Source organism: Acidovorax soli (assembly GCF_900107605.1).
Classification (GTDB): Bacteria; Pseudomonadota; Gammaproteobacteria; order Burkholderiales; family Burkholderiaceae_C; genus Acidovorax; species Acidovorax soli.
In genome coordinates this window covers 18,357-39,506 of record NZ_FNQJ01000030.1, presented here as the reverse complement: position 1 = coordinate 39,506, position 21,150 = coordinate 18,357, and the positions used below count along the sequence as shown (strand labels likewise).

Genomic DNA, 21,150 nt, shown 5'->3' with positions numbered 1-21,150 from the left:
TCGAGCGCCGCATCGACATTCACGTCGCGTTGCTCTCCCTGGCTTGCTGTGTCATCTGCGTCCGAAGGCTCTTGCCGTTTTGTTAGCCGCTCTTAGCCGGTAGCGACTGGGTGCTGATCAGCACCATGGGCTCGCGCACCAGGGTTTCGGTCTGCAACTGAGGCGAATGTGGCGGATCGAACAGCACCGCCAGGTCCAAACGTCCGGCCACAAGCCACTCACGCAAGCGGATGCTCAGGTTCTCCTCGACGGTGATGGATGCGTCGGGAAACTGCCGCAGGAAACCCTGCACCAGGTCGGCCGTAAGCACATGCGCCACGCGTGGCGGCAGGCCGATGGTCAGGCGCCCACGGGGACTGCGCTGACGCTCGGCCATGTCGGCGCAAGCGTGCTCTGCCAGCTCGAAAATGCCCCGAGCATGACCCAGCAAGGCCTCTCCAGAGTCTGTGAGCGTGGCACCGCGCCCCGTGCGCTCCAGCAGTCGCTGGCCCAGCTCTTCTTCGAGCAGCAGCACCTGGCGGCTCAGTGCGGGCTGCGACAGGTGCAGCGCGGCCGCAGCGCGGCTGAAGCTACCGGCCTCGGCCACGGCCACGAAATACTGCAGGCGCGTCAGATCCATCGAAGCCCCAGAAAGATGCATCGCAATGCATTTTACGGATAACTGGTATAGGCCAAAAGCAGACCGCAAAAAGCAGATTGCAACCCACAATCGGTCAACTATTTTTGCTGACGGCGATGACACACGACACCCAGCCCCCAGTACTGACCTACCTGCTACAGCCCCGCAGACCAGCGCTGGTCTTGCCGACGGGTGCCTGCGACAGCCATGTGCATGTTTTCGGCCCCGCCGCCGCGTTCCCCTACGCCGCGTCGCGCGGCTTCACGCCGGTCGATGCCGGCAAGGAAACGCTGTTTGCTCTCCACCGTCAGATGGGCATTTCGCGCTGCGTGATCGTGCAGTCGGCCGTGCACGGATTCGACAACCGCGTGGTCGAAGACGCCATCGCCGCTGGTGGCGGCCACTACCTGGGCGTAGCCCTGGTGCCCGCAGCAGTGAGCGACGCAGAGCTGCTGCGCCTGGCCGAGGCTGGGTTTAGCGGCGTCCGCTTCAATTTCATGAAGCACCTGACGGCGTCGGCCAGCGTGGAAGACATCGTCGCCCTCACGCCGCGCCTGGCCGCCGTGGGCATGCACCTGCAAGTGCATTTCGAGAGCAGCCTGGTGCACAGCTTGGCCCCCATGCTGCGCCAAAGCGCCGTGCCGGTGGTGATTGACCACATGGGCCGCGTAGACGCAACACTCGGCGCAGACCACCCCGACTTCGCTGCGCTAGAGCAGCTGGTGCGCAGCGACGAGCGCTTCTACATCAAGGTGAGCGGCATCGACCGCATCGACCCGGCCCCACCCTATGCGCACGGCATCGCCCTGGCGCGCCGCTTGGTCGCGACCGCCCCCGACCGCTGCCTGTGGGGCACCGACTGGCCGCACCCCAACCACACCCATGTGCCCGACGACGGCCAGCTGGTCGACAGCCTGACGGAGATCGCATCCACACCCGCCGCGCTGCAGGCACTACTGGTGAACAATCCCCAAAAGCTTTACGGCTTCAGCGCCACGGGCGCCACAGCTCCTGTCCTTTGATGCCCTGCCGAGACTTGCCATGACATTCGATGCCTCCACCCCCGTCAACCCCCAGGGCCGCCTGGCTGGAAAGTCAGTCTTCGTAACCGGCGCCGGCTCGGTAGGCGCCGGTTGGGGCAATGGCCGCGCCATCGCCGTGCGCTTTGCACAAGAAGGCGCGCTGGTGTTCGGCGTAGACCGCGATGCCGACCGCCTGGGCGAAACCGCCGCGCTGATTGCCCAGGTTGGCGGCCGCTTCGCCGCGGGTGCCTGCGACGTGACAAGCAGCGCATCCATCCATGACTCTATTGCCGAATGCGTGGCCCAATTCGGCCGCCTCGACGTGCTGGTGAACAACGTCGGCGGTTCAGCCAAGGGTGGACCGGTCGAGATGAGCGAGGAGGTGTGGGACGCGCAGATCGACCACAACCTCAAGAGCGTTTTCCTCACCTGCAAGCACGCGCTACCGCACATGCTGGCGCAGGGCAGTGGCAACGTCATCAATATCTCGTCGACCTCGGGCCTTCGCTGGACCGGCGCAGCGCAGATCGCCTATGCCGCCACCAAGGCCGGCGTGATCCAGTTCTCGCGCGTGCTCGCCGTGCAGTACGCCCAGCAGGGCATCCGCGCCAACACCGTGGTGCCGGGCCAGCTGCACACGCCCATGGTCGAGGCGCGCCTGGCCGGTCAGCGCGCGGGCGGCGACGTCGAGGCGCTGCTGCGCGAGCGTCAGGCCCGCATTCCACTGCCCTTCATGGGCGACGGGCGCGATACCGCCAATGCCGCGCTGTATCTGGCCTGCGATGAATCGCGCTTTGTTACCGGTACCGAGATCGTGGTGGACGGCGGCATGTCGGTGCGCTGCGGTTAAACATTTTTCACCTAACCCCAAAGGAGACACCCATGACTTCCCTGCAACTCGCGCGCCGCACCGTGACCCTGGGCCTGGCTGCCGCCGTCGCCCTGACCCTGTCGGGAGCCGCAGTGGCTCAACCCAAGACAACGCGCCTTATCGTCGCCTTTCCACCCGGCGGCCCGGTAGATTTCGTGGCACGTACGCTCTCCGAGCAATTGGGCAAAGAACTGGGCCACACCGTGATTGTCGAGAACAAAGCCGGCGCCAATGGAGCCATCGCAGCCGACTTCGTCTCGCGCTCCGCTCCGGATGCGCAAACACTGTGGCTCACGAGCGTGGGGGCCGTGGCCATCAACCCGACCCTGTACCCCAAGCTGTCGTACAAGCCGGCCACCGACCTCACGCCCGTATCGCTGTTGGTCAACAACGTCGAGGTGCTGGTGGTCAACGCCAAGGCGCCCTACAACACCGGCGCCGAGTTCGTCGAAACCGCGCGCCGCGCCACGGCCCCACTGACCATGGCCTCGTCGGGCACCGGTAGCGTGCCGCACCTAGCGATGGAGTTGCTCAACGAGCACGCCAAGATCAAGCTCGCGCACATCCCCTACAAGGGTGCGGCACCGGCCATCACTGACGTGATCGCGGGCCATGTCGATGGCTTCTTCGGCGACATCCCCGGCCTGGTCGGCCACATCGCCGCTGGCAAGCTCAAGCCCATTGGCTTGGCCGCCAACAAGCGCCATCCGCGCTTCCCCGACGTGAAGACCTTTGCCGAGATGGGCATCACCGGCGTGGACTCAGACAACTGGTACGCGCTATTTGCCGCCAAGGGCACACCACCTGCCGACGCCGAGCGCGTCAGCCAAGCTGTACGCCGCGCGCTAGCCGTGCCCACAGTCAAGACCAAGCTCGAAGCGTCGGGCGCTGAAGTGGCGGGCTCCACCCCAGCCGAACTGGCCAAGGTACTGGCCAGCGACAGCGAAAAATGGGCCCGCGTCGTGCGTGCCAACAACGTGACCCCTGATTGACCGGAACCTGCCTAATGAGAGTCGACCCCATCGTACCGGGCACGCGCCCGGAACTCGCCACGCAAGAAGCACAGATCCGGGCCGAGCGCGGCCGCATCTCGGTGCTGTACCAGGCGCTGCTCAACAGCCCGCCCATCGCCCATGGCTGGGAGCAGATGCTCTCGGCCGTGCGCAACCGCAGCAGCCTCGACGCCGGCCTGCGCGAACTGGTGATCCTGCGCGTGGCGGTGCTCAACCGCGCGCCCTACGAGTTCGACGCGCATGTACCGCACGCGCTCCAGGCCGGCAAGACGCAGCAGGCCATCGACGCCACACGCAGCCCCGCACTGCTGGCCGATGCCCACTGGACGCCGGCCGAGCGCGTGGCGCTGCAACTGACCGACGCCATGACGCGCGACATCGACGTGCCAGACACCCTTTTCGAGCAGGTGCGCGCACACTTCAGCGCACAGGGCCAGGTGGACCTGTGTGCCACCATCGGCGCCTACAACATGGTGTCGCGTTTTCTCGTTGCCTTGCAGATCGGACATTGATGCAGCCCCACGCCCCCCACCCCACCGACTTTCTACTGCTGCAGATCGACTGGCCCGAAGGCGGCCCGCCCAATGCCACCCTGGCCGAGCAGGCAACCGGTGCAGTCCAGGCGGCGCTGGCGCACAGCCCAGTGGGCCTGCGCGTGCAGCGCATCGCCTGGTCGCCCACGCTGCGCAGCGCTTATCTGTACTGTGCGCTGGCGCAGCGCACCATGCTGGCCGCCGCCGACCTGGCACCGCTGCAGGCCCCCCTGGCCAGCGCCCTGCCCGGTGCGCGCCAGCTCTTGCTGTCGCGGTTGGAGCTGGTGTTCGAGCGCCCCGGCCATTCCAGTGGCGTAGCACCTGCAGCGCACTATGTGGTCGAGATGGACCCCGAAGACGGATGGATGCCCGAGATTGCGCGCTGGTACGACGGCGAGCACATGCCAGGCCTGGCGGCCGTGCCCGGCTGCATCCACGCCCGACGCCTGCTGAACCACGACCACGGCCCGCTGTCGCTGGCCTGCTACGACCTGATCACCGAGGAAGCCCTGGGCTCACCCGCCTGGCTGGCAGTGCGCGCCACGGCCTGGAGCGATATTGCACGCCCGCATTTCACCAACACCAAGCGCACCATGTTCCGGGTCCTGGCGACGCCCTGAGGTCCATCGGGCGCCGCGCCCGCAGCATCAATGCTGGTGGCCGTGCGCCCCGTGCACGTGGCGGTGGGCGATCTCTTCGGCGCTTGCAGCGCGCACCTCGGTCACCTTGCAGCTGAACTTCAGCGCCTGGCCGGCCAACGGGTGGTTGCCGTCCAGGTGCACTTCGGGGCCCTTGATCTTGACCACATTGAACACCTGCGGCTGGCCATCGGCGCCCGCGCCCTGCAGCTGGCCGCCCACCTTCACGCCCGGGGGAAACTCGGCCTTGGGGATGGTGCGCACCAGGCTTTCGTCGCGGGCACCAAAGGCGTCTTCGACGGCCAGATCAAGCGCCGCGCTGAAGCCGACGGCCTGGCCTTCCAGCGCCGCTTCGACCTTGGGAAAGATGTTGTCATAGCCGCCATGCAGGTACGACAGGCTGCCGGAATCCAGCGGCTTGCCCTGGGGCGTGGTGACCTTGTAGGTGATGGTGACGGCGGTGTCTTTGGTGATGTTCATGGTTTGGCTTTCGGGAACCGCGGCGCATGAACCAGGCCCATGCACCGCACAAAACAGCCATTGTCGGCGACTCGGGCTATTCCGGGGCACGATCAGGGCTCCCCTGCCGCGTCAACCCAGGCATTGCCGCGCGCATTCAAGCAGGCTGCGCGCCCAGCGCGCGCGGGCCGAGGTATTGAGCCACAGCAGGCCGACCTTGCGCGCATCCGGGGCGCGGCCGTCGCCGCCCGCACCCGCCCCATTCGGCAGCGCCAGCGTGCATACGTCGCGCCCCTGGGCCAGCACGCTGCCGATGTCGGGCACCAGCCCCACGCCCAGGCCCTGGTCGACCATCATGGCCACGGCCAGCACCGAATTGAGCTCCATGCGCTCCACGGGAACTATGCCCTGTGCCTTGAGGTAGCGGTCGGCCAGGCGCCCGCCGGCCAGCGCGCGGTCGTAGCGCACCAGGGGCCGGCTGCGCAGCAGCGCCAGCGGGTCCTGGTGCGCGTCCTCGCGGCGGCACAGCACGACCAGGGGTTCCTCGCGCAGCTCGGCCCAGCAGACGGTCTTGGGCAGGTCAAACGAGGGCTTCAGGCAGATCAGCACGTCCAGCTCGGACTGCACCAGGGCGGTGTACAGCTCGGGCGTGAGCCCGGCGCGCACGCTGATGCGCACCTGCTCATGGCGGGCCACGAAGGCCTGCATGACGGTGGGCAGAAAGCCGTGCAGGGCCGTGTTCACCGTGCCCAGGCGCAGCTCGCCGCCATCGGCATCGCCCAACACCCATGCGCGCAGGCCGTCGAAGTCCTGCAGCAGCCGCTGCCCGCGTTCGAACAGGCGCTCGCCGGCCGCTGTGGCGCGCACGCTGCGGCCATGGCGCACCAGCAGGGGAGCACCCAGGCCGACCTCCAGCACGCGCATCTGCTGGGCGATGGCCGAGGGGCTGAGGTCGAGCTGGCGCGCGGCTTCGGACATGGAGCCCGTCTGCACGACGCGCAAGAAATTGTGTATGTATCTGACATCCATTTCACACATTTTCTTCAAACAAATACCAGCCGCAAGCCCTGTTTTCCGGCGCCGGCCTGGACCACACTGCGGACAACGAACTTTCAAGGAGACAAGAAATGCGCGAGTCCGATATCCTTCGCCGCCGCCAGTGGCTGGCCACCGCGGCCGCCGGCGTGGCGGCCAGCCTGGGCGCGGCCGTCCTGCCCGCCTGGGGACAGCGGCGCAGCACGCGCATCGTCGTGCCTTTCGCGCCCGGCGGCGGCAACGATGTGCTGGCGCGACAGATGGCGCACGGCCTCAACGAGGCCTTCGGCTACGGCATGATCGTGGAGAACAAGGCCGGCGCGGGCGGCAATCTGGGCACGGAGATGGTGGTACGCGCACCCGCCGACGGCAGCATCTTTCTGCTGGGCCATACGGGCACGGTGTCCATCAATCCTTCGCTCTACCCGGGCCTCAAGTTCAATGCCTCCACCGATCTGCAGCCGGTGGCCATGTTCGCCTCCTCGGCCCTGCTGCTCGTGGTGCCGGCGGCTTCACCCGCCAAGAACCTGGCCCAGCTGGCCGAGCTGCTGCGCCGCCGCGGCGGCGAGCTCAATTACGCCTCCAGCGGCTCGGGCACGGGCGGCCACCTCACAGGCGAGATGTTCGCCCACGCCCTGGGCGCCAAGGCCATCCACGTGCCGTACAAGGGCACGGCCCCATCGCTGACCGATCTGGTCGGCGGCAATGTGGACTTCAGCTTCGGCGTGATCCCGGCGGCCATGGCGCTCGTGAAAGCGGGCAAGCTGCGCGCCCTGGCCGTGACCGGCGCCAAGCGCCAGCCGCAGCTGCCCGACGTGCCCACGGTGGCCGAGTCGGGCGTGCCGGCCCTGGCGGATTTCGAAAGCTCGCTGACCTATGGCGTGCTGGCCCCCAAGGGCACGGCGCAGGAGACGGTCAATGCACTGGGGCGCGACATTCTCAAGGTGGCGGCCTCCAGCAGCTTCCAGTCGCGCCTGGAGGTGGAAGGCGCCGTGCCGCTGCTGGGCGACAGCAAGCAGTACGCAGCCCGCATCCGCCAGGAAAGCAGCAAGTGGGCGGCGGTGATCAAGGCGTCGGGAGCCACGGCCTGAAGCCGGCACGAGCAGCATGACCCTGGTGAACGACTATCTGGGCCCGGCAGGCGGCGGTGCCTGGTTTTCCGATGCGCAGTGGCTGCAGGCCCTGCTGCGCTTCGAGTCCGGCCTGGCCCGGGCGCAGGCCGACTGCGGGCTGATTCCGGAGCCTGCGGCCCTGGCCATTGCCAGCGCCTGCGCTCAGGCGCCGCTGGACCGCGACAGCATCGCCGAACAGGCGCGCGCCAGCGGTGCGCTGGGCCTGGCCTTGGTGACGCCGCTGCAGCAGTGGCTGCAAGCCCATGCCCCCCAAGGCCTGCCCTGGCTGCACTGGGGTGCGACCACACAGGATGCCGTGGACACGGCCAGCGCCTTGCTCACCCAGCAGGCGCTGCAAGCCCTGCTGGCCGAGCTGCACGCCCTGGTCGCAGCGCTGGTGGAGCTGGCCACGCGGCATGCAGCCACGCCTATGCTGGCGCGCAGCCTGCTGCAGCCAGCGCAGATCACGAGCTTCGGCTTCAAATGCGCGCAGTCGGCCGCGGCGCTGCAACGCAGCATCGACCAGCTCGCGCAGCTGGCGCCCCAGGCCTTGTGCGTGCAACTGGGCGGCGCCGTGGGCAACGGCGCGACCCTGGGCACGCACAGGCTGGCGGTGGAGCAGGCGCTGGCGCGGAACCTGGGCCTTGGGGCCAGCGGCCGCAGCTGGCATACGCAGCGCGACACCTGGATGCGCCTGGCCATGGAAGTGGCCGTCTGCTGCGGCAGCCTGGCCAAGCTGGCGCGCGACTGGTCGCTGATGTCGCAATACGAGGTGGGAGAGATCAGCGAGGCCGCGCGCGGCAGCACTTCCAGCGCCATGCCGCACAAGCGCAATCCCGTGCACTGCATGCAGGCCGTGGCCCAGGCCCAGGCCGTGCCGCCGCTGGCCGCCCTGCTGCTGGGCTGCATGGCACAGGCCCATGAACGCGCGCTGGGTGAATGGCAGGCGGAAGTCGCCCAGTGGCCCGACCTGTGGCGCCACGCCCATGGCGCGGCCGCGGCGCTGCGCCATGCGGCGCAGACGCTGCAGGTTCATCCCCGGCGCATGCTGGACCATGTGGCCAGCCTGCGGGGCCTGGTGTTTTCGGAAGCCTGTGTGCATGCGCTGGCGCCCTTCACCGGCAAGCATGAGGCTCTGGCCGCAGTGGAGCAGCTCGCGCCCCTGGCGCTGGAGCAGCAGTGCGAGCTGCAGGAGCTGCTCTTGCAATGGGCCGCCGACCGCACCGCGCCCGAACGGTTGCCTTTGCTGCGCTGCGCGCTGGCCCTGGCCTGCGACCCGCAGCAGGCCGTGCAGGCTTCGCAGCGGGAGTGCCTGGCCCTTCTGGCAACCCATTCAGCAGCCGCCTTTGAAGAAAGCACTGTAAATGCAGAACACACCAACACCTGTTCCTGAAGCCACCGACAGCCTGCAGCGAGGCCTGGCTAACCGCCGTCGCGTGCTGGGCGATGCCTGGGTGGACCGGTCCGTAGAGAACGCCAATGTGCTCAATGTGGAGTTCCAGCGCATGATCACCGCCTATGCCTGGGACGGCATCTGGAGCCGCCCGGGGCTGGAGCGCCGCACGCGCCGCATCATGGTGCTGGCCATCACGGCCGCCATGGGCCGCTGGGAGGAGTTCGAGCTGCACATACGCACCGGGCTGCAGGCCGATCCGACCGACAGCGAGGCCGCGCCCCTGGACCTGGACACCATCCGCGAGGTACTGCTGCAGACCGCCGTCTATGCCGGCGTGCCCGCGGGCAACACCGGCATGGCGGTCACGCTCAAGGTGCTCAAGGAGCTGGGCCGCACGCCGGAGGCTGCCAGCTTCGCGCCCTGAGCTTGCCGTCTCAGCCTCTCAAGCCTTGGGAGGCTGTTCCTCGGCGTCCGCGCCCGGATAGCGCGCAAAGCGCCGCGCCTCGGTGCCGTGCACCGGGTCCTGCTCGGGCCAGGGCCAGCCGCCAAACTGGGTGCGGCGGTAGTCGTTCATGGCCTGCATGATTTCGGCCTGCGTGTTCATCACGAAGGGGCCGTATTGCGCCACGGGCTCGCCAATCGGCTGGCCCTGCAGCAGCAGGCATTCCACGGCGCTGGCGCCGGTGTTGGTCAGCAGCCAGTCCTGGCCCGCTACCACCTCCAGCGCGGCGTGGCGGTCCACGTCCTGCGGGCCCACGCGCAGGCTGTCGCCCACGAAGAAGTACAGCATGCGGCGCGTGCCCTGGCCTTGTGCCGCAGGCAGCGTCCACTGGGCGCCGGGCTCCAGATGCAGCGTCCAGATGGCCACGTCGCCCTCGGGCTGCGAGGCCCAGGACTCGGGTGGCGGCGCCAGCGGTGCGGGTGCGCCGGGCAAGGCCCCCGCCACCACCGTCACCGTGGTGGCACGGCCTGCGGCATCGCGGTGCACCAGGCGCGGAATGCGCTCGTTCCACAGCATGGTGAAGTGCGGCGCCACCATCTTGTTGCGCGCTGGCAGGTTCAGCCAGATCTGAAATAGTTCGAGCGGGTTGGGCTCGGTGGCGTTGAGCAGCGGAAACATCTCCGAATGCACGATGCCCTTGCCGGCCGTGACCCACTGCACATCGCCGCCGCCAAAGCGCGCGGCCGCGCCCAGCGAGTCGGAATGGTCGATGAGCCCCTTGCGCACCAGCGTCACCGTTTCAAAACCGCGGTGCGGGTGGCCCGGAAAGCCCGGCACGGTGTCACCGTGGTACATGCTCCAGCCGTCCTTGCGGCTGAAATCGCTGCCGATCTGGCGGTCTTCCAGCGACACGGCGGGCGCAAAGGCACCGTTGCCTGCGGGGTAGGCGTCGTCATGGTGGGCGCAGAACAGGAACGGGTCCACCGTGGGCCACAGCGGGCCCAATGCCTGGGCTTGCACGATGGGCAGGGTGGCGGTGGTTGGGGACGACGGCATCAGGGACTCCTTTGGCAGGTGCACCACCACGATGGGGCGGCATGTGGGTGGAATATGGGGCCAACGCTACCGCAGCGAAAGTGCGCCGGATGGAACACTGCGGTGCACTGTGCAGGACGGTGGAATGGGCCCCCTCGGACATCGTGCAAGGCGCACAGCCTCTCTGGACGGCATATTCTGGATGAAATACGCCTCAAGCGCTTTTGCATCAATCGCCAAAAGCTATCAAAACAGAAGCGTTCTGCACCGCAGCGGATTCAAGGCTGCTGGCGCACAAAGGCCACCGTCAGCCCCTTGGCCGTTACCGTGATGGGCCCCGGCTGCAGCCCCAGGCCGTCGAACACGGCCGTGTCCTGCGGGCGCAGCTGGTGCAGCGTGACTTCGCGCAGCGCCTGCTCGGCCAGCACCGGGCCGTAGGCGTTGATGAGTTCGGTGACGGCGGGCTTGAGGGTGGGGAAATCCAGCGGCCCCAGCCGGATCTGGTGGGCGCGCAGGCTGCGGTCGCTGGCCTCGTAGCGCAGCGCAAACTCCACATCGAAACTGCCCGCATGGCTGCGCCGCAGCGCAGGGCCTGCCGCATCCACCGCCATGACCGCACCCAGGCGGTTCACCTCGGGCAGCAGGCGCAGGCGCGGCGCCTGCACCGTCAAATCCAATAGCCCCTGCACCGGCACACTGCGCGGAAACTTCTGCCCCACCATCTCCTGCAACTGCGCCAGCGGCACGGTGTAGCTGGGCTGGGCCTGCGCACCGCGCGCCCCCAGCAGCGCCGCCCCCCCCAGGGCCATGGCGCGGGTGGCGATGGTCAGAAATCGGCGGCGATGCAGCATGGGTGGTCTCCTGGAATACAGGTGGGACACGGCTTCGCTGAAAAGGTGCCGCACCATCGTTGATCTTTGCGAAGCCATACCATTAAACGTATTATTTTTATCTATTCAGATATTCAATATATCCATTGAATTCAATGGAATTTTACGAAAATATATCTATTCATATAATCATTCATGAAAAGTCCCCACGAACTCACCCCCGACGCCTTGCAGGCCCTGCGCCGGCAAGGCGGCGTGCTGACCAGCGCCGAGCTGCAGAACCTGTTGGGTGTGAGCCAGCCCACGGTGTCGCGTGCGCTGGCTCCGCTGATCCATGCCGGCCAGGTACAGAAGGTGGGCGCGGCGCGATCGCAACGCTATGTGCTGCCCCGCACCGTACCCGGTGTGGGCAACGAAGTGCTGGTGATGCACATTGACGCACAGGGCCGCCCATCGCCGTTTGCGCGCATGGTGCCGCTGGAAGGGGGCGCTTTCTGGGTGGACGAGGTCGATGGCGAACATCGCCGCCACGATGGTCTGCCCTGGTTTCTGGACGACATGCGGCCCCAGGGCTTCATGGGCCGCACCCTTGCCCATGCCCACCCCGAACTGCAACTGGGCCACGACCCACGCCACTGGAGCGACGACGACGTGCTGCGCGCAATGACGCTGTATGGCGACGATCTGCCAGGCAACCTCATCATGGGCGAGGCCGCGTTCCAGCGCTTTCACACCCTGCCCGTGCGTGCATCGCGCGCCGCCTCGGCCTTTGATTACCCCCAGCTGGCCGAGCAGGCCATGCGGGGCACGCACGCGGGCTCGTCGGCGGGCGGCGAGCAGCCCAAGTTCTGCACCCTCACCGCCGGGCGGCATGTCCTCGTGAAGTTCTCGCCCGCTGGCGATTCCCCGGCTGACCAGCGCATGCGCGACCTGCTGGTGTGCGAACACCTGGCGCTGCACACGCTGGCACAGGCGGGGCTGCCGGCCGCGCGCACGCAGCTCTTCACGGGCGCGGGGCGCGTGTTTCTGGAATCCGAGCGCTTTGACCGTACACCGGTGCCAGCGAACGACCCGCAGGGTATGGGCGGACTGGGCGGACGTATTGGCATGGTTTCGCTCCAGGTCTACAACGCCGAATACGTGGGCGAGATCGACAACTGGGCCGCCACCGCCAACCGCATGGCCACGCGCAACTTGCTCACGCAGGCCGATGCCCGCACCCTGCGCCTGCTGGAGGCCTACGGCCAGCTCATCGCCAACACCGACCGGCACTACGGCAACATCTCGCTGGTGCTGGAGGGCGACGACTGGGCGCTGTCACCCACCTACGACATGCTGCCCATGCTGTATGCGCCCGTGGGTGGCGAGCTGGTGCCGCGCGACTTTGCCAGCCGCCCGCTGCAACCCACGGCCGCCACGCTGGGCGAGTGGCAGGAGGCGAAGGCACTGGCGCTGCAGTTCTGGCAGGCGGCTACGGAGGATGGGCGAATTTCGTCGGAGTTCCGAGTCATCGCTGCAGAAAATGCAAACCATATTGGTCGCTAACCCTTATTGAAAAGGCGCTAACAGCTATCAATAAAAGAGCAATTGAAGAAATCAACGCTGACTCAGCGCCCCACCACCGACCAGCCCGCCTTCTGGTTACTCTTGTCGTTCTCGTACTCCCAGGCCGTGCCGCAGCGGTCGCACACATAGCGGGTGATGGTCACTTCACCGTGATCGCGGTCTTCCTTGCGGTTGCCGCGCTGCACCAGTTCGGCGTGGCCGGGCGCCTTGCGCCAGTTGCGCTGGATGCCCTGGCAGGGCTCGCACAGCGCCATGGGTTTGAGTTCGTTCTGTCGTGCCAGGTCTTTGGTCATAGGGGGTAGCCCGGGGGGCTGGTGTGTTGGGGGTGGGCCTGGCTTGCAGCCAGCAGGGCGGCTACTGTAAGGCACCGGCGCAAGGCACCGGAGTTTGCGCGCAGGCTCAGGCCATTGTGCTGACATCGCGCAGGCGCTGGTGCAGCGCGTTGCCCTCGTCCACCGGCAGCTGGTTCTTGGCCTGCAGGTAGTGGTGGGTGAACACATCCAGGTAAGCCTCCAGCGTCTGCGCCGCGCGGGTCTCGCCGGCCAGTTCGAGGCACAGGGCTGCCACCTCGCAGGTGCACAGGTGGTCATCGTGCAGGGTGTGGCGCAGGCGGTAGCGTGAGCGTTGCCCGGGCTGCAGGCGGAGCACGGGCAGGCGATCCAGATAGGGGCTTTTGCGAAACATCCGGCGCGCCTCGGGCCAGGTGCCGTCCAGCAAGATGAACAGCGGGCGCTTGCCGGTGGTGCCGCCCGGGGCTTCTGTGTCAGCGTTGCAGGGCAGGGCCTCCACCATGCGCTCGGGCGCCACGCCTTCGCCCGGAAACACCACCACCGGCTGCCACTGCGGATCGGCCAGCAGGGCCAGCAGATCCGGGTGCACTACGGTGCGCGCCCAGCCGAAGGCAAAGGTGTCGGCCACCACATCGGCGATCAGCCAGCCGGTATTGCTGGGCTTGAGCGCCTCGACATCGCCCATCAGCAGACACACGCCCGCGCGTGTGGGCACGGCCGGGCGCAGCGCGCACAGGCAGTGGCTGGGCAGCAGGCGGCAACCGGGGCAGCGCTCGCCGCGCGGGCCGCCGCGCGCCAGAAAAGGCTTGGAGCTGCGCGCCAGGCGCTCGGCGCGCTGGCGGGCAACGGCATGGGGTGGTGCGGGCACGCAAGACATGCTCAACGCCCGCCCGCGCATTCCAGCGCGAACAGCGGCACTTCGCACCGGTGGCTCAGCCACACGCCGCCGCCGATCTCGGCAAACCCTTCCTGCAGGCCGCGCCGGTACAGCTCGGCCCGGTGGCGAAACAGGCGCGGGTCGGTCAGCTCGTCGTCGATGATGTCGCGCTCGTAGTCTTCGCGCGTGACGGCTTCCACATACAGCGCGCCCCGGCTCAGCTGGCCCAGATTGCGCAAGGCCAGTTTCAGGTCGGACGGGTTCAGGTAGGGCAGCACGCCCTGGCAGATCACCAGATCGAAGGGCTCGGCCGGGTCATGTGCCTGATAGTCCACCACCGAACCGCGCTCCCAGCCAAAGCGGGTGCACAGGTATTCGCTGAACTCCACGCCGTGGTAGCTGGCCTCGGGAAAATGCCGCGCCAGCGCCGCACGCCACAGGCCGATGCCGCAGCCTACATCGAGCACCCGCTGCACCGGCACGCGCAGGTACTGCAGGTAACTGCACACAAAGTCGCCCAGCCGCTCGGCGTGCTCGGGGTCGATCACGCTGGTTTTCTTGTCGTAGTAGTAGCGCTGGTAGTAGGCCTCGTCAAACCATTGATCACTTGCAGATTTCACTCGCCACTCCTTCGGCCATGGGACGCACTACACCTGCATCCCCGTATGCCGGAGCAGGCAGTGCCGACTACCGTATGCGCCCAAGTATCGCGCAGCGGGGTGGAGGCACGGCTTGCGCCGGGCCATTGCCGCCGGGCGGGGCCCGGGGCTGGCGACAGAAGGCGCACGGCTTGGACACCCTGAGGCCAGCGCCGCAGTCTCTGCGCAGGGTGTGGGCAGCCCCTAATCGACCGACGCACCCGACGCCTTCACCGCGGCGCCCCACTGCTTTATTTCGCTGGCGATGAAGCGATCCAACTCGGCGCCCGTGGTGGGTGCGGGCTCCGAACCCCGATCCCGGATAAAGCGCGCCAGCGGCTCGCCACGCAGCAGATCCACCACCTCGCGGTTCAGGCGCTGGGTGATCTCGGGCGGTGTGCCTCTGGGCGCCATCAAGCCCAGCCAGCCCACGGCCTCGAAGTCCTTGAACTCGGGCACGCCACTCTCGCGCACCGTGGGCACTTCGGGCAGTTGCGACGAGCGCTGCGCCGATGTCACGGCCAGCGGCACCGCGCGCTTGCTCTGAATGTGCGGCAGCGCGGCCGTGACCGAATCCACCATGAGCGGCACCTGCTCGCCCAGAAAATCCGCCTGCGCCGGGCCGCTGCCCCGGTAGGGAATGTGGGTGACGAACACGCCAGCGCGCGACTTCATCATCTCGCCCGACAGATGCTGCGTGCCCCCAATGCCCGCGCTGGCATAGTTGAGGCGGCCCGGCGCCTTGCGCGCCTGCTCCACCAGCTGCTTCATCGACGTGATGCCCGAGCCCGGCGTAGCCAGAAAGATCAGTGGCACCTTGGCAATCAGCGAAATGCCCACCAGGTCTTTGGTGGGGTCGAACGACACCTTCTTGTAGAGCGTCTGGTTCACCGCCATCGCGCTGCCCGCCACCAGCAGCGTGTAGCCATCGGGGGTCGAGCGCACCACGAACTCGCTGCCGATGTTGCTGCCTGCCCCGGCCTTGTTTTCGACCACCACGTTCTGCCCCAGGCGCTGGCCCAGTTGCTCGGCCAGGGCGCGCGCAAAGATATCGGTGGCCTGCCCGGTCGGGAATGGAACGATCAGCTTGATGGGCTTGTCAGGCCAGGCCGCATGGGCCAGCGAGGCGCAGCCCAGGGCGAGGCCGGCGGCCACGGAAAGTACAAGACGGCGATGCAGCATGGGGGGTGTCTCCTTGGGGTTTTTGTGACGGCGTGCAGCCCCGCAATGCGAAGCCGATGCCTGCCCACCCATTCTGCCGCGACCGCATCCCCATGAAGCATTCACCGTGCTTGCGCACTGCACTCTGCCCGCCCGAGGGCAAGGTGACACGCGATACGGCCAGTTTTGTGCTGCGAGAGCCTCAGCGCAGGTAATTCAAAAGTGCATGGCAGCGCCTGACAGGCGACGCCCATGGCCACACATCACACTGCCTGCAGATACCGCCCCGCCAGCTCTTTCTGCGCGGCGGCATCCACGCCCAGCACCTCCACCAGATACGCCTGCACGCCACCAAAATCGCTGTCCACCGAGTGGAGCGCCGCATCCAGAAACTCTTCCTGCACGCGCCACAGCACGCGCAGCACCTCCTCGGGGGCGTTGCTGCCCATGCCGGGCGGGCGCTGGTAGAGCGCGTTGGTGAGCAGGTAGTCGTGCATGACCACGTCGCGCGGCACGCCCAGGGCCAGCAGGATGAGGGCGGCGGCAAAGCCGGTGCGGTCCTTGCCGGCGGTGCAATGGAAGACGGTGGGCGCGTCGCTGGCCAGCAGCAGGCGAAACAGCGCTGCAAAACGCGGGGCGTTGTCGTGCACGAAGCCGCGATACGTCTCCTGCATCAGCGCCACGGCGTCTTGCGCAGTGAGCTGGCGGCCAGCACGTTGCAGCTCCAGGGCGCGCTGCACCACGGTGGGTTCGATGGCCAGCGGGTGCCGGGCCACGCCGGGCAGGGCGTAGGCATGGGCCGCGCTTTCGGCTTGGCCGCGAAAATCCACCGCGCGGGCCACGCCCAGCTCGGCCAGCAGGGCCTGGTCTTGCGGCGTGAGTGCCGCCAGGTGGTCCGAGCGGAAAAGGCGGCGCCACTTCACCGGCTGCCCACCGTGGCCGGTGTAGCCGCCCAGGTCGCGGAAATTGCTGGCGCCCGTCAATGGCAGGGAGCGGGTGGGGCTGCTGGAAAGCGTGGAAAGTTGCTGCTGCATGGCCAGGGGTTTGAGTGTGTGGACGGGAGGTGGATCCAGCTTAGCCCATGCGGGTGACAGTCTATGGCCCGCTCTGTCACCACCTCCTGCCCATCAGCCCAGGTGATTGCCCAGGATGCCCGCCAGCTCGAACATGCCCGCGCTGTCCTTGCCGAATACGGCGCGCAGCTTGTCGTCGGCGACGATGGTGCGCTTGTCCTTGGGGTCCTGCAGGTTGTGGGCCTTGATGTATTCCCACATCTTCTTGACGGCCTCGGGCCGGGCCACGGGCTCGGCGCCGATCACGGCGGCCAGGGCAGCGCTGGGCGCCTTGCCTGCGGCGGCCTTGCGGGGTGTCTTGGCGGCAGCGGTCTTGGTGGCCGCAGCTTTCTTGGCGGGCGCCTTTTTGGCTGCGGCGGTTTTGCCTGCGGCACCTGCGGTTTTGGTCGCGTAGGCGCCAGCGGCGGGCTTGCGTGGCGGGAACTTGCTGGGCGCAAACTCGAAGTTGACCTTGCCCGCCTCCTTGTCCCACGCCAGGTGGGCCTTGAAGGCGCGGCGCGTGCGCATGCTCACGAACTTGTCGAGCAGGTCGGTCTTGCCGGTCTCCAGCAGCTTGGTCATCTGCTCGCGCTCCACGGGCTGCTGCAGGATGATCTTGCCGCTCTTGAAGGTGCAGCTGGGCGTGGGCTGCGCGGCGGTGGGCACGGCCTTGCTGCACACGTAGTTGCTGCCGTGCTCGTGCACCTCCGATCCGCAGATGGGGCAGGCGCCCAGCGATGCGTCTTCGAACTCCACGATCTCGCCGGATTCCTCGCCCTTCTTGTCGTCGCCAAAGTCGAATTCGAGCTTGTAGTTGTGCGCCTCGTCGTCGTACTTGATGACGATCTCGGACGTGAAGGGCCAGCCCGCCTTGGAGCGGAAGCCCTCTAGCGGGCCGATCTTCCTGTCGCGCAGCAGGGCGTTGGCTTCGGCGGTTTCAAACGTGCGGCCTGCGGGCGACTTGCCGAAGCTGAAGCCGCAGGGCTCCGCGCCTGGCTTGCCCACGCAGGCAAAGCGGCGGTAGTTTTCCTTCACCACGCCGCCGCAGTTAGGGCAAGGCGATTCGAGCGTGGCGTAGTCGCCAGGGATGGTGTCGCGGTCGTACTCCTTGGCCTTTTTCACCATGCGCTCGGTCATAGCGGCGATCTCGGCCATGAAGGCTTCGCGGCTGAGCTGGCCCTTTTCCATCTGCGAGAGCTTGTACTCCCACTCGCCGGTCAGGTCGGCGCGGCAGAGTTCTTCCACCTCCAGCCCGCGCAGCAGCGTCATGAGCTGGAAGGCCTTGGCCGTGGGAATGATCTCGCGGCCTTCGCGCAGCATGTATTTTTCGGTCAGCAGCCCTTCGATGATGGCCGCGCGCGTGGCCGGGGTGCCCAGGCCTTTTTCCTGCATGGCAGAGCGCAGTTCTTCGTCGTCGATCTGCTTGCCCGCGCTTTCCATGGCGCCGAGCAGCGTGGCTTCGGAGTAGCGTGCGGGCGGCTTGGTCTTGAGGCCCTTGGGGTCCACCTGCAGGGTGTTGACCTTCTCGCCGGGCTGCACAGCCACGAGGTTCTGCCCCTTGTCACCGTCCTTGCCGCCTTCCACCTCATCGGCCGCTTCCTTGCCGTAGATGGCCAGCCAACCCGGCTTGACCAGCACCTTGCCCTCAGTCTTGAAGCTGTGGGGCGCCACCGTCGAGATGCGCGTGGTCACGGTGTATTCGGCACTCGGGAAGAACACGGCCATGAAGCGGCGCACCACCAGGTCGTACAGCTTTTGCTCGGCCTCGGAGAGGCCCGACGGCGCCTGCGTGGTGGGGATGATGGCAAAGTGATCGCTCACCTTGCTGTTGTCGAAGATGCGCCTGGACGGGCGCACGTAGTTGTTGTTCAGTGCCGTGAGCGCGTGCGGCGCGAGATGCCGCATGCCGCTGTCGGCCAGCATTTCGAAGGTCTGTTTGGCCACCGGCAGATAGTCTTCGGGCAGCGCGCGCGAGTCGGTACGCGGGTAGGTCAGGGCCTTGTGGCGCTCGTACAGGCTTTGCGCCAGGGCCAGCGTGGTCTTGGCAGAGAAGCCGAACTTGCCGTTGGCCTCGCGCTGCAGGCTGGTCAGGTCGAACAGCAGCGGCGATGCCTGAGAGGTGGGCTTGCTCTCTTCGGTGACCGTGGCCTGCTGGCCGCGCACGGCGTTGGCGATGGCCTGTGCTTCGGCGGCAGACCACACGCGGTCGGCGCGGGCTTCCACATCCTCGCCTTTCTTCCACTTGGGGTCGAACCACTTGGCGGGGTACTCGCCCGCCTCGGCGCCGAAGGTGGCGTGGATTTCCCAGTAGTCGCGGCTCACGAACTTGCGGATTTTTTCTTCGCGCTCTACCACCAGCGACAGAGTGGGCGTCTGCACGCGGCCCACGGTGGTCAGGAAGAAGCCGCCGTCGCGCGAGTTGAACGCGGTCATGGCGCGCGTGCCGTTGATGCCCACCAGCCAGTCGGCCTCGGAGCGGCTGCGCGCGGCGCTGGCCAGGCCGGCCATCTGCTGCTCGGTGCGCAGGGCCTCGAAGCCATCGCGGATGGCCTGGGGCGTCATGGACTGCAGCCACAGGCGCTTGACGGGTTTGCCCAGCGGTTTGCTGCCACCGGCGTACTGCTCGATGAGGCGGAAGATCAGCTCGCCCTCGCGGCCCGCGTCACAGGCGTTGATGAGCTCGGTCACGTCCTTGCGCTTGGCCTGCTTGACCACCGCATTCAGGCGGCTCTTGGTCTTGTCCACGGGCTTCAGGTCAAAGAACGGCGGGATCACGGGCAGGTGCGCAAAGCTCCACTTGCCGCGTTTCACGTCAAACTGCTCGGGCGCCTGGATTTCCACCAGGTGGCCCACGGCGCTGGTGACTACATAGCGGTCGTTCTCGAAGTGGTCTTCGTGCTTGTCGAACTTGCCGGCCACGGGCGTCAGTGCGCGCACGATGTCTTGCGCGACGGAGGGTTTTTCTGCAATTACCAGGGTCTTGGTCATTTGGGGGCTCTCGCCTGTCATTTGGCTTGCCCGGGCTGCGGGCGCTTCTACAATTCGGCTCTCACGCGCATGCACACGCATACACGCGCACGCACACCTGTGTGCACCATCAAGTTAACAGAGTTTTTGCCATGCCCCGCTCCGCATCGCCTGCCGTCCCCCCCATTGCCCCGGGCCGCCGCATCCAGACCCGGCGCTCGGGCGTGCATGGCAAGGGCGTGTTTGCCGTGCAGGACATTGCCGAGGGCGAGGTGCTGGTGGAGTACACCGGCGAGGTCATCGGCTGGCAGGAAGCGCAGGACCGCCACCCGCACGACCCCCTGCAACCCAACCACACGTTCTACTTCCATGTGGATGAAGACCATGTGATCGACGCCAAGTTCGGCGGCAACTCCTCGCGCTGGATCAACCACAGCTGCAACCCCAACTGCTACGCCGACGAGCGGGACGGCCGCATTTTCATCACGGCGCTGCGCAACATCAAGGCCGGCGAAGAGCTGAACTACGACTACGGCCTGATCATCGAAGAGCGCTATACAAAGAAGCTCAAGGCCGAATACCCCTGCTGGTGCGGCAGCAAGAACTGCCGGGGCACGCTGCTGGCACCCAAGCGCGGCTGGGCGCCGCCGGTGCCGTTGCCGCCGTCCAAGCCGGCAAAAACGGCGTCCAAAAAAGCCAAGGCGGCCTCCAAACCACGGCGCAAGCCATCGCAGTGATGCAGCAACCTATCCGCTGGCCCGCCGAGGCCATCTGGGAGGCCGTGGCGCCCCTGCTGCCCGGCTTTACCGTCGAGGTGCTGCCCAGCATCGACTCCACCAACACCGAGTTGATGCGCCGCGCACGCGCCGGCCAGTGCGAGCCCACCCTGCTGGTGGCCGAGCAGCAGACGGCAGGGCGCGGGCGGCTGGGGCGAGTGTGGCAAAGCGACGTGGGGGCTTCGCTCATGATGTCCCTGGGGCTCCCGCTGGCACCGGCCGACTGGTCGGGCCTGTCGCTGGCCGTGGGGGTGAGCGTGGCCGAAAGCCTGCAGCCCTTGCCGCCCCCCCAGGAGGTGGAGCAGCCGGCACGCGTGGGCCTCAAGTGGCCCAACGACCTCTGGCTGGGCGGCGCTGCGGGCGACCGCAAGCTCGGCGGCATCCTGGTGGAGACGGCAAGTTTCGTCACCCCCCAGGCGGCTGCAGCAGCCCGCCCCGCCAGCGCCCGCTATGTGGTGGTGGGCATCGGCATCAACGTGCTGCCGCGCAGCCCCGAGGGCCTGAGCATGGCGCCCGGCAGCCTGCAGGAGGTGGAGCCGGGGCTGGATGCACCCACCGCGCTGCTGCGCATCGTGCCCCCGCTGGTGGCCATGCTGCAGTCGTTCGAAGGCTATGGCTTCGCGCCCATGCAGGCCCGGTTTGCCACCCGCGACGTGCTGCAGGGCCGCGCAGTGACGCTCAGCGACGGACAGGCCGGGATGGCCCATGGCGTGGCCGAAGATGGCGCGCTGCTGGTGCACACCGTGCAGGGCATGCAGGCCATCACCAGCTCTGAAATCAGCGTACGGCCCACGGCCGCGCCCCCCGCCTGAAGGACC

22 protein-coding genes are annotated in these 21,150 nt (G+C 67.4%); 11 read left to right on the top strand and 11 right to left on the bottom strand.

The genetic code is table 11. The features are described from left to right. Positions 1–82 precede the first annotated feature (82 nt). The gene (locus BLW02_RS15935; protein ID WP_092700127.1) at positions 83–619 is read right to left on the bottom strand and encodes a LysR family transcriptional regulator; all 537 of its coding nucleotides are present in this window, start codon (positions 617–619) and stop codon (positions 83–85) included. 116 nt (positions 620–735) lie between these two features. Between BLW02_RS15935 and BLW02_RS15930 the strand changes: the two genes are divergently transcribed. The 5 genes from BLW02_RS15930 to BLW02_RS20245 are packed head-to-tail and all read left to right on the top strand — an operon-like array spanning position 736 to position 4,678. Then, positions 736–1,641, top strand: coding sequence for an amidohydrolase family protein (locus BLW02_RS15930; RefSeq protein WP_092700125.1), 906 nt, complete (start codon positions 736–738; stop codon positions 1,639–1,641). Between the two features lie 19 nt (positions 1,642–1,660). Then, positions 1,661–2,491 (top strand): SDR family NAD(P)-dependent oxidoreductase, encoded by an 831-nt coding sequence (locus BLW02_RS15925; protein ID WP_092700123.1) that lies wholly within the window; start codon positions 1,661–1,663, stop codon positions 2,489–2,491. A gap of 32 nt (positions 2,492–2,523) precedes the next feature. Continuing rightward, positions 2,524–3,504 (top strand): Bug family tripartite tricarboxylate transporter substrate binding protein, encoded by a 981-nt coding sequence (locus tag BLW02_RS15920; RefSeq protein WP_092700121.1) that lies wholly within the window; start codon positions 2,524–2,526, stop codon positions 3,502–3,504. A gap of 14 nt (positions 3,505–3,518) precedes the next feature. Then, positions 3,519–4,037, top strand: a complete 519-nt coding sequence (locus BLW02_RS15915) for a carboxymuconolactone decarboxylase family protein (RefSeq protein ID WP_092700119.1) — start codon at positions 3,519–3,521, stop codon at positions 4,035–4,037. Then, positions 4,037–4,678, top strand: coding sequence for a hypothetical protein (locus BLW02_RS20245; RefSeq protein ID WP_244273723.1), 642 nt, complete (start codon positions 4,037–4,039; stop codon positions 4,676–4,678). The genes BLW02_RS15915 and BLW02_RS20245 overlap by 1 nt, the downstream gene beginning before the upstream one ends. A gap of 27 nt (positions 4,679–4,705) precedes the next feature. Here BLW02_RS20245 and BLW02_RS15905 read toward each other — a convergent pair whose 3' ends face one another. Next, complete coding sequence (locus BLW02_RS15905; protein ID WP_092700117.1) at positions 4,706–5,176, bottom strand: FKBP-type peptidyl-prolyl cis-trans isomerase; 471 nt, start codon at positions 5,174–5,176, stop codon at positions 4,706–4,708. A 111-nt stretch (positions 5,177–5,287) separates the two neighbouring features. After that, positions 5,288–6,184: a LysR family transcriptional regulator gene (locus tag BLW02_RS15900; protein ID WP_425285669.1), complete on the bottom strand. Its 897-nt coding sequence runs from the start codon at positions 6,182–6,184 to the stop codon at positions 5,288–5,290. 98 nt (positions 6,185–6,282) lie between these two features. On the opposite strand from BLW02_RS15900, the gene BLW02_RS15895 reads away from it, so the two are divergent. From BLW02_RS15895 to BLW02_RS15885, 3 genes are read left to right on the top strand one after another with little or no spacing between them, the layout of a single operon-like run. Further along, on the top strand, positions 6,283–7,281 hold the full coding sequence (locus tag BLW02_RS15895; protein ID WP_092700113.1) for a Bug family tripartite tricarboxylate transporter substrate binding protein: 999 nt from the start codon (positions 6,283–6,285) through the stop codon (positions 7,279–7,281). A gap of 16 nt (positions 7,282–7,297) precedes the next feature. Next, complete coding sequence (locus tag BLW02_RS15890) at positions 7,298–8,695, top strand: lyase family protein (protein ID WP_092700111.1); 1,398 nt, start codon at positions 7,298–7,300, stop codon at positions 8,693–8,695. Next, the gene (locus BLW02_RS15885; protein WP_092700109.1) at positions 8,667–9,122 is read left to right on the top strand and encodes a carboxymuconolactone decarboxylase family protein; all 456 of its coding nucleotides are present in this window, start codon (positions 8,667–8,669) and stop codon (positions 9,120–9,122) included. Before BLW02_RS15890 ends, BLW02_RS15885 begins: the two co-directional genes overlap by 29 nt. Positions 9,123–9,140: 18 nt before the next feature. Here BLW02_RS15885 and BLW02_RS15880 read toward each other — a convergent pair whose 3' ends face one another. Together BLW02_RS15880 and BLW02_RS15875 are read right to left on the bottom strand one after the other, a co-directional pair. Then, entirely contained in the window at positions 9,141–10,196 is a 1,056-nt protein-coding gene (locus tag BLW02_RS15880; protein WP_092700133.1) for a pirin family protein, read from the bottom strand. A gap of 257 nt (positions 10,197–10,453) precedes the next feature. Continuing rightward, positions 10,454–11,026: a DUF1439 domain-containing protein gene (locus BLW02_RS15875; RefSeq protein WP_092700107.1), complete on the bottom strand. Its 573-nt coding sequence runs from the start codon at positions 11,024–11,026 to the stop codon at positions 10,454–10,456. 174 nt (positions 11,027–11,200) lie between these two features. Between BLW02_RS15875 and yjjJ the strand changes: the two genes are divergently transcribed. Continuing rightward, on the top strand, positions 11,201–12,550 hold the full coding sequence (gene yjjJ, locus BLW02_RS15870; protein WP_092700105.1) for a type II toxin-antitoxin system HipA family toxin YjjJ: 1,350 nt from the start codon (positions 11,201–11,203) through the stop codon (positions 12,548–12,550). Positions 12,551–12,612: 62 nt separating this feature from the next. Here the strand turns inward: yjjJ and BLW02_RS15865 are convergent, their stop codons facing one another. From BLW02_RS15865 to BLW02_RS15840, 6 genes are all read right to left on the bottom strand, one after another. After that, on the bottom strand, positions 12,613–12,864 hold the full coding sequence (locus BLW02_RS15865; protein WP_026435493.1) for a hypothetical protein: 252 nt from the start codon (positions 12,862–12,864) through the stop codon (positions 12,613–12,615). A 106-nt stretch (positions 12,865–12,970) separates the two neighbouring features. After that, positions 12,971–13,738: a tRNA-uridine aminocarboxypropyltransferase gene (locus tag BLW02_RS15860; protein WP_244273722.1), complete on the bottom strand. Its 768-nt coding sequence runs from the start codon at positions 13,736–13,738 to the stop codon at positions 12,971–12,973. 2 nt (positions 13,739–13,740) lie between these two features. Further along, entirely contained in the window at positions 13,741–14,358 is a 618-nt protein-coding gene (locus BLW02_RS15855; RefSeq protein ID WP_092700101.1) for a class I SAM-dependent methyltransferase, read from the bottom strand. A gap of 222 nt (positions 14,359–14,580) precedes the next feature. Continuing rightward, a complete protein-coding gene (locus tag BLW02_RS15850) occupies positions 14,581–15,558 on the bottom strand; it encodes a Bug family tripartite tricarboxylate transporter substrate binding protein (protein WP_092700099.1) in 978 nt (325 codons plus the stop codon). Between the two features lie 242 nt (positions 15,559–15,800). Beyond that, positions 15,801–16,571 carry a tyrosine-protein phosphatase gene (locus tag BLW02_RS15845; protein WP_092700097.1) on the bottom strand — a complete coding sequence of 257 codons (771 nt, stop codon included), beginning with the start codon at positions 16,569–16,571 and terminating at the stop codon, positions 15,801–15,803. Between the two features lie 93 nt (positions 16,572–16,664). Then, a complete protein-coding gene (locus BLW02_RS15840; RefSeq protein WP_092700131.1) occupies positions 16,665–19,577 on the bottom strand; it encodes a DNA topoisomerase III in 2,913 nt (970 codons plus the stop codon). Positions 19,578–19,708: 131 nt separating this feature from the next. Here BLW02_RS15840 and BLW02_RS15835 point away from each other — a divergent pair, with 131 nt between their 5' ends. Both BLW02_RS15835 and BLW02_RS15830 read left to right on the top strand, forming a co-directional pair. Continuing rightward, complete coding sequence (locus BLW02_RS15835; protein WP_092700095.1) at positions 19,709–20,293, top strand: SET domain-containing protein; 585 nt, start codon at positions 19,709–19,711, stop codon at positions 20,291–20,293. Continuing rightward, the gene (locus BLW02_RS15830) at positions 20,293–21,144 is read left to right on the top strand and encodes a biotin--[acetyl-CoA-carboxylase] ligase (RefSeq protein WP_092700093.1); all 852 of its coding nucleotides are present in this window, start codon (positions 20,293–20,295) and stop codon (positions 21,142–21,144) included. Before BLW02_RS15835 ends, BLW02_RS15830 begins: the two co-directional genes overlap by 1 nt. The last annotated feature ends 6 nt before the right edge of the window (positions 21,145–21,150 follow it).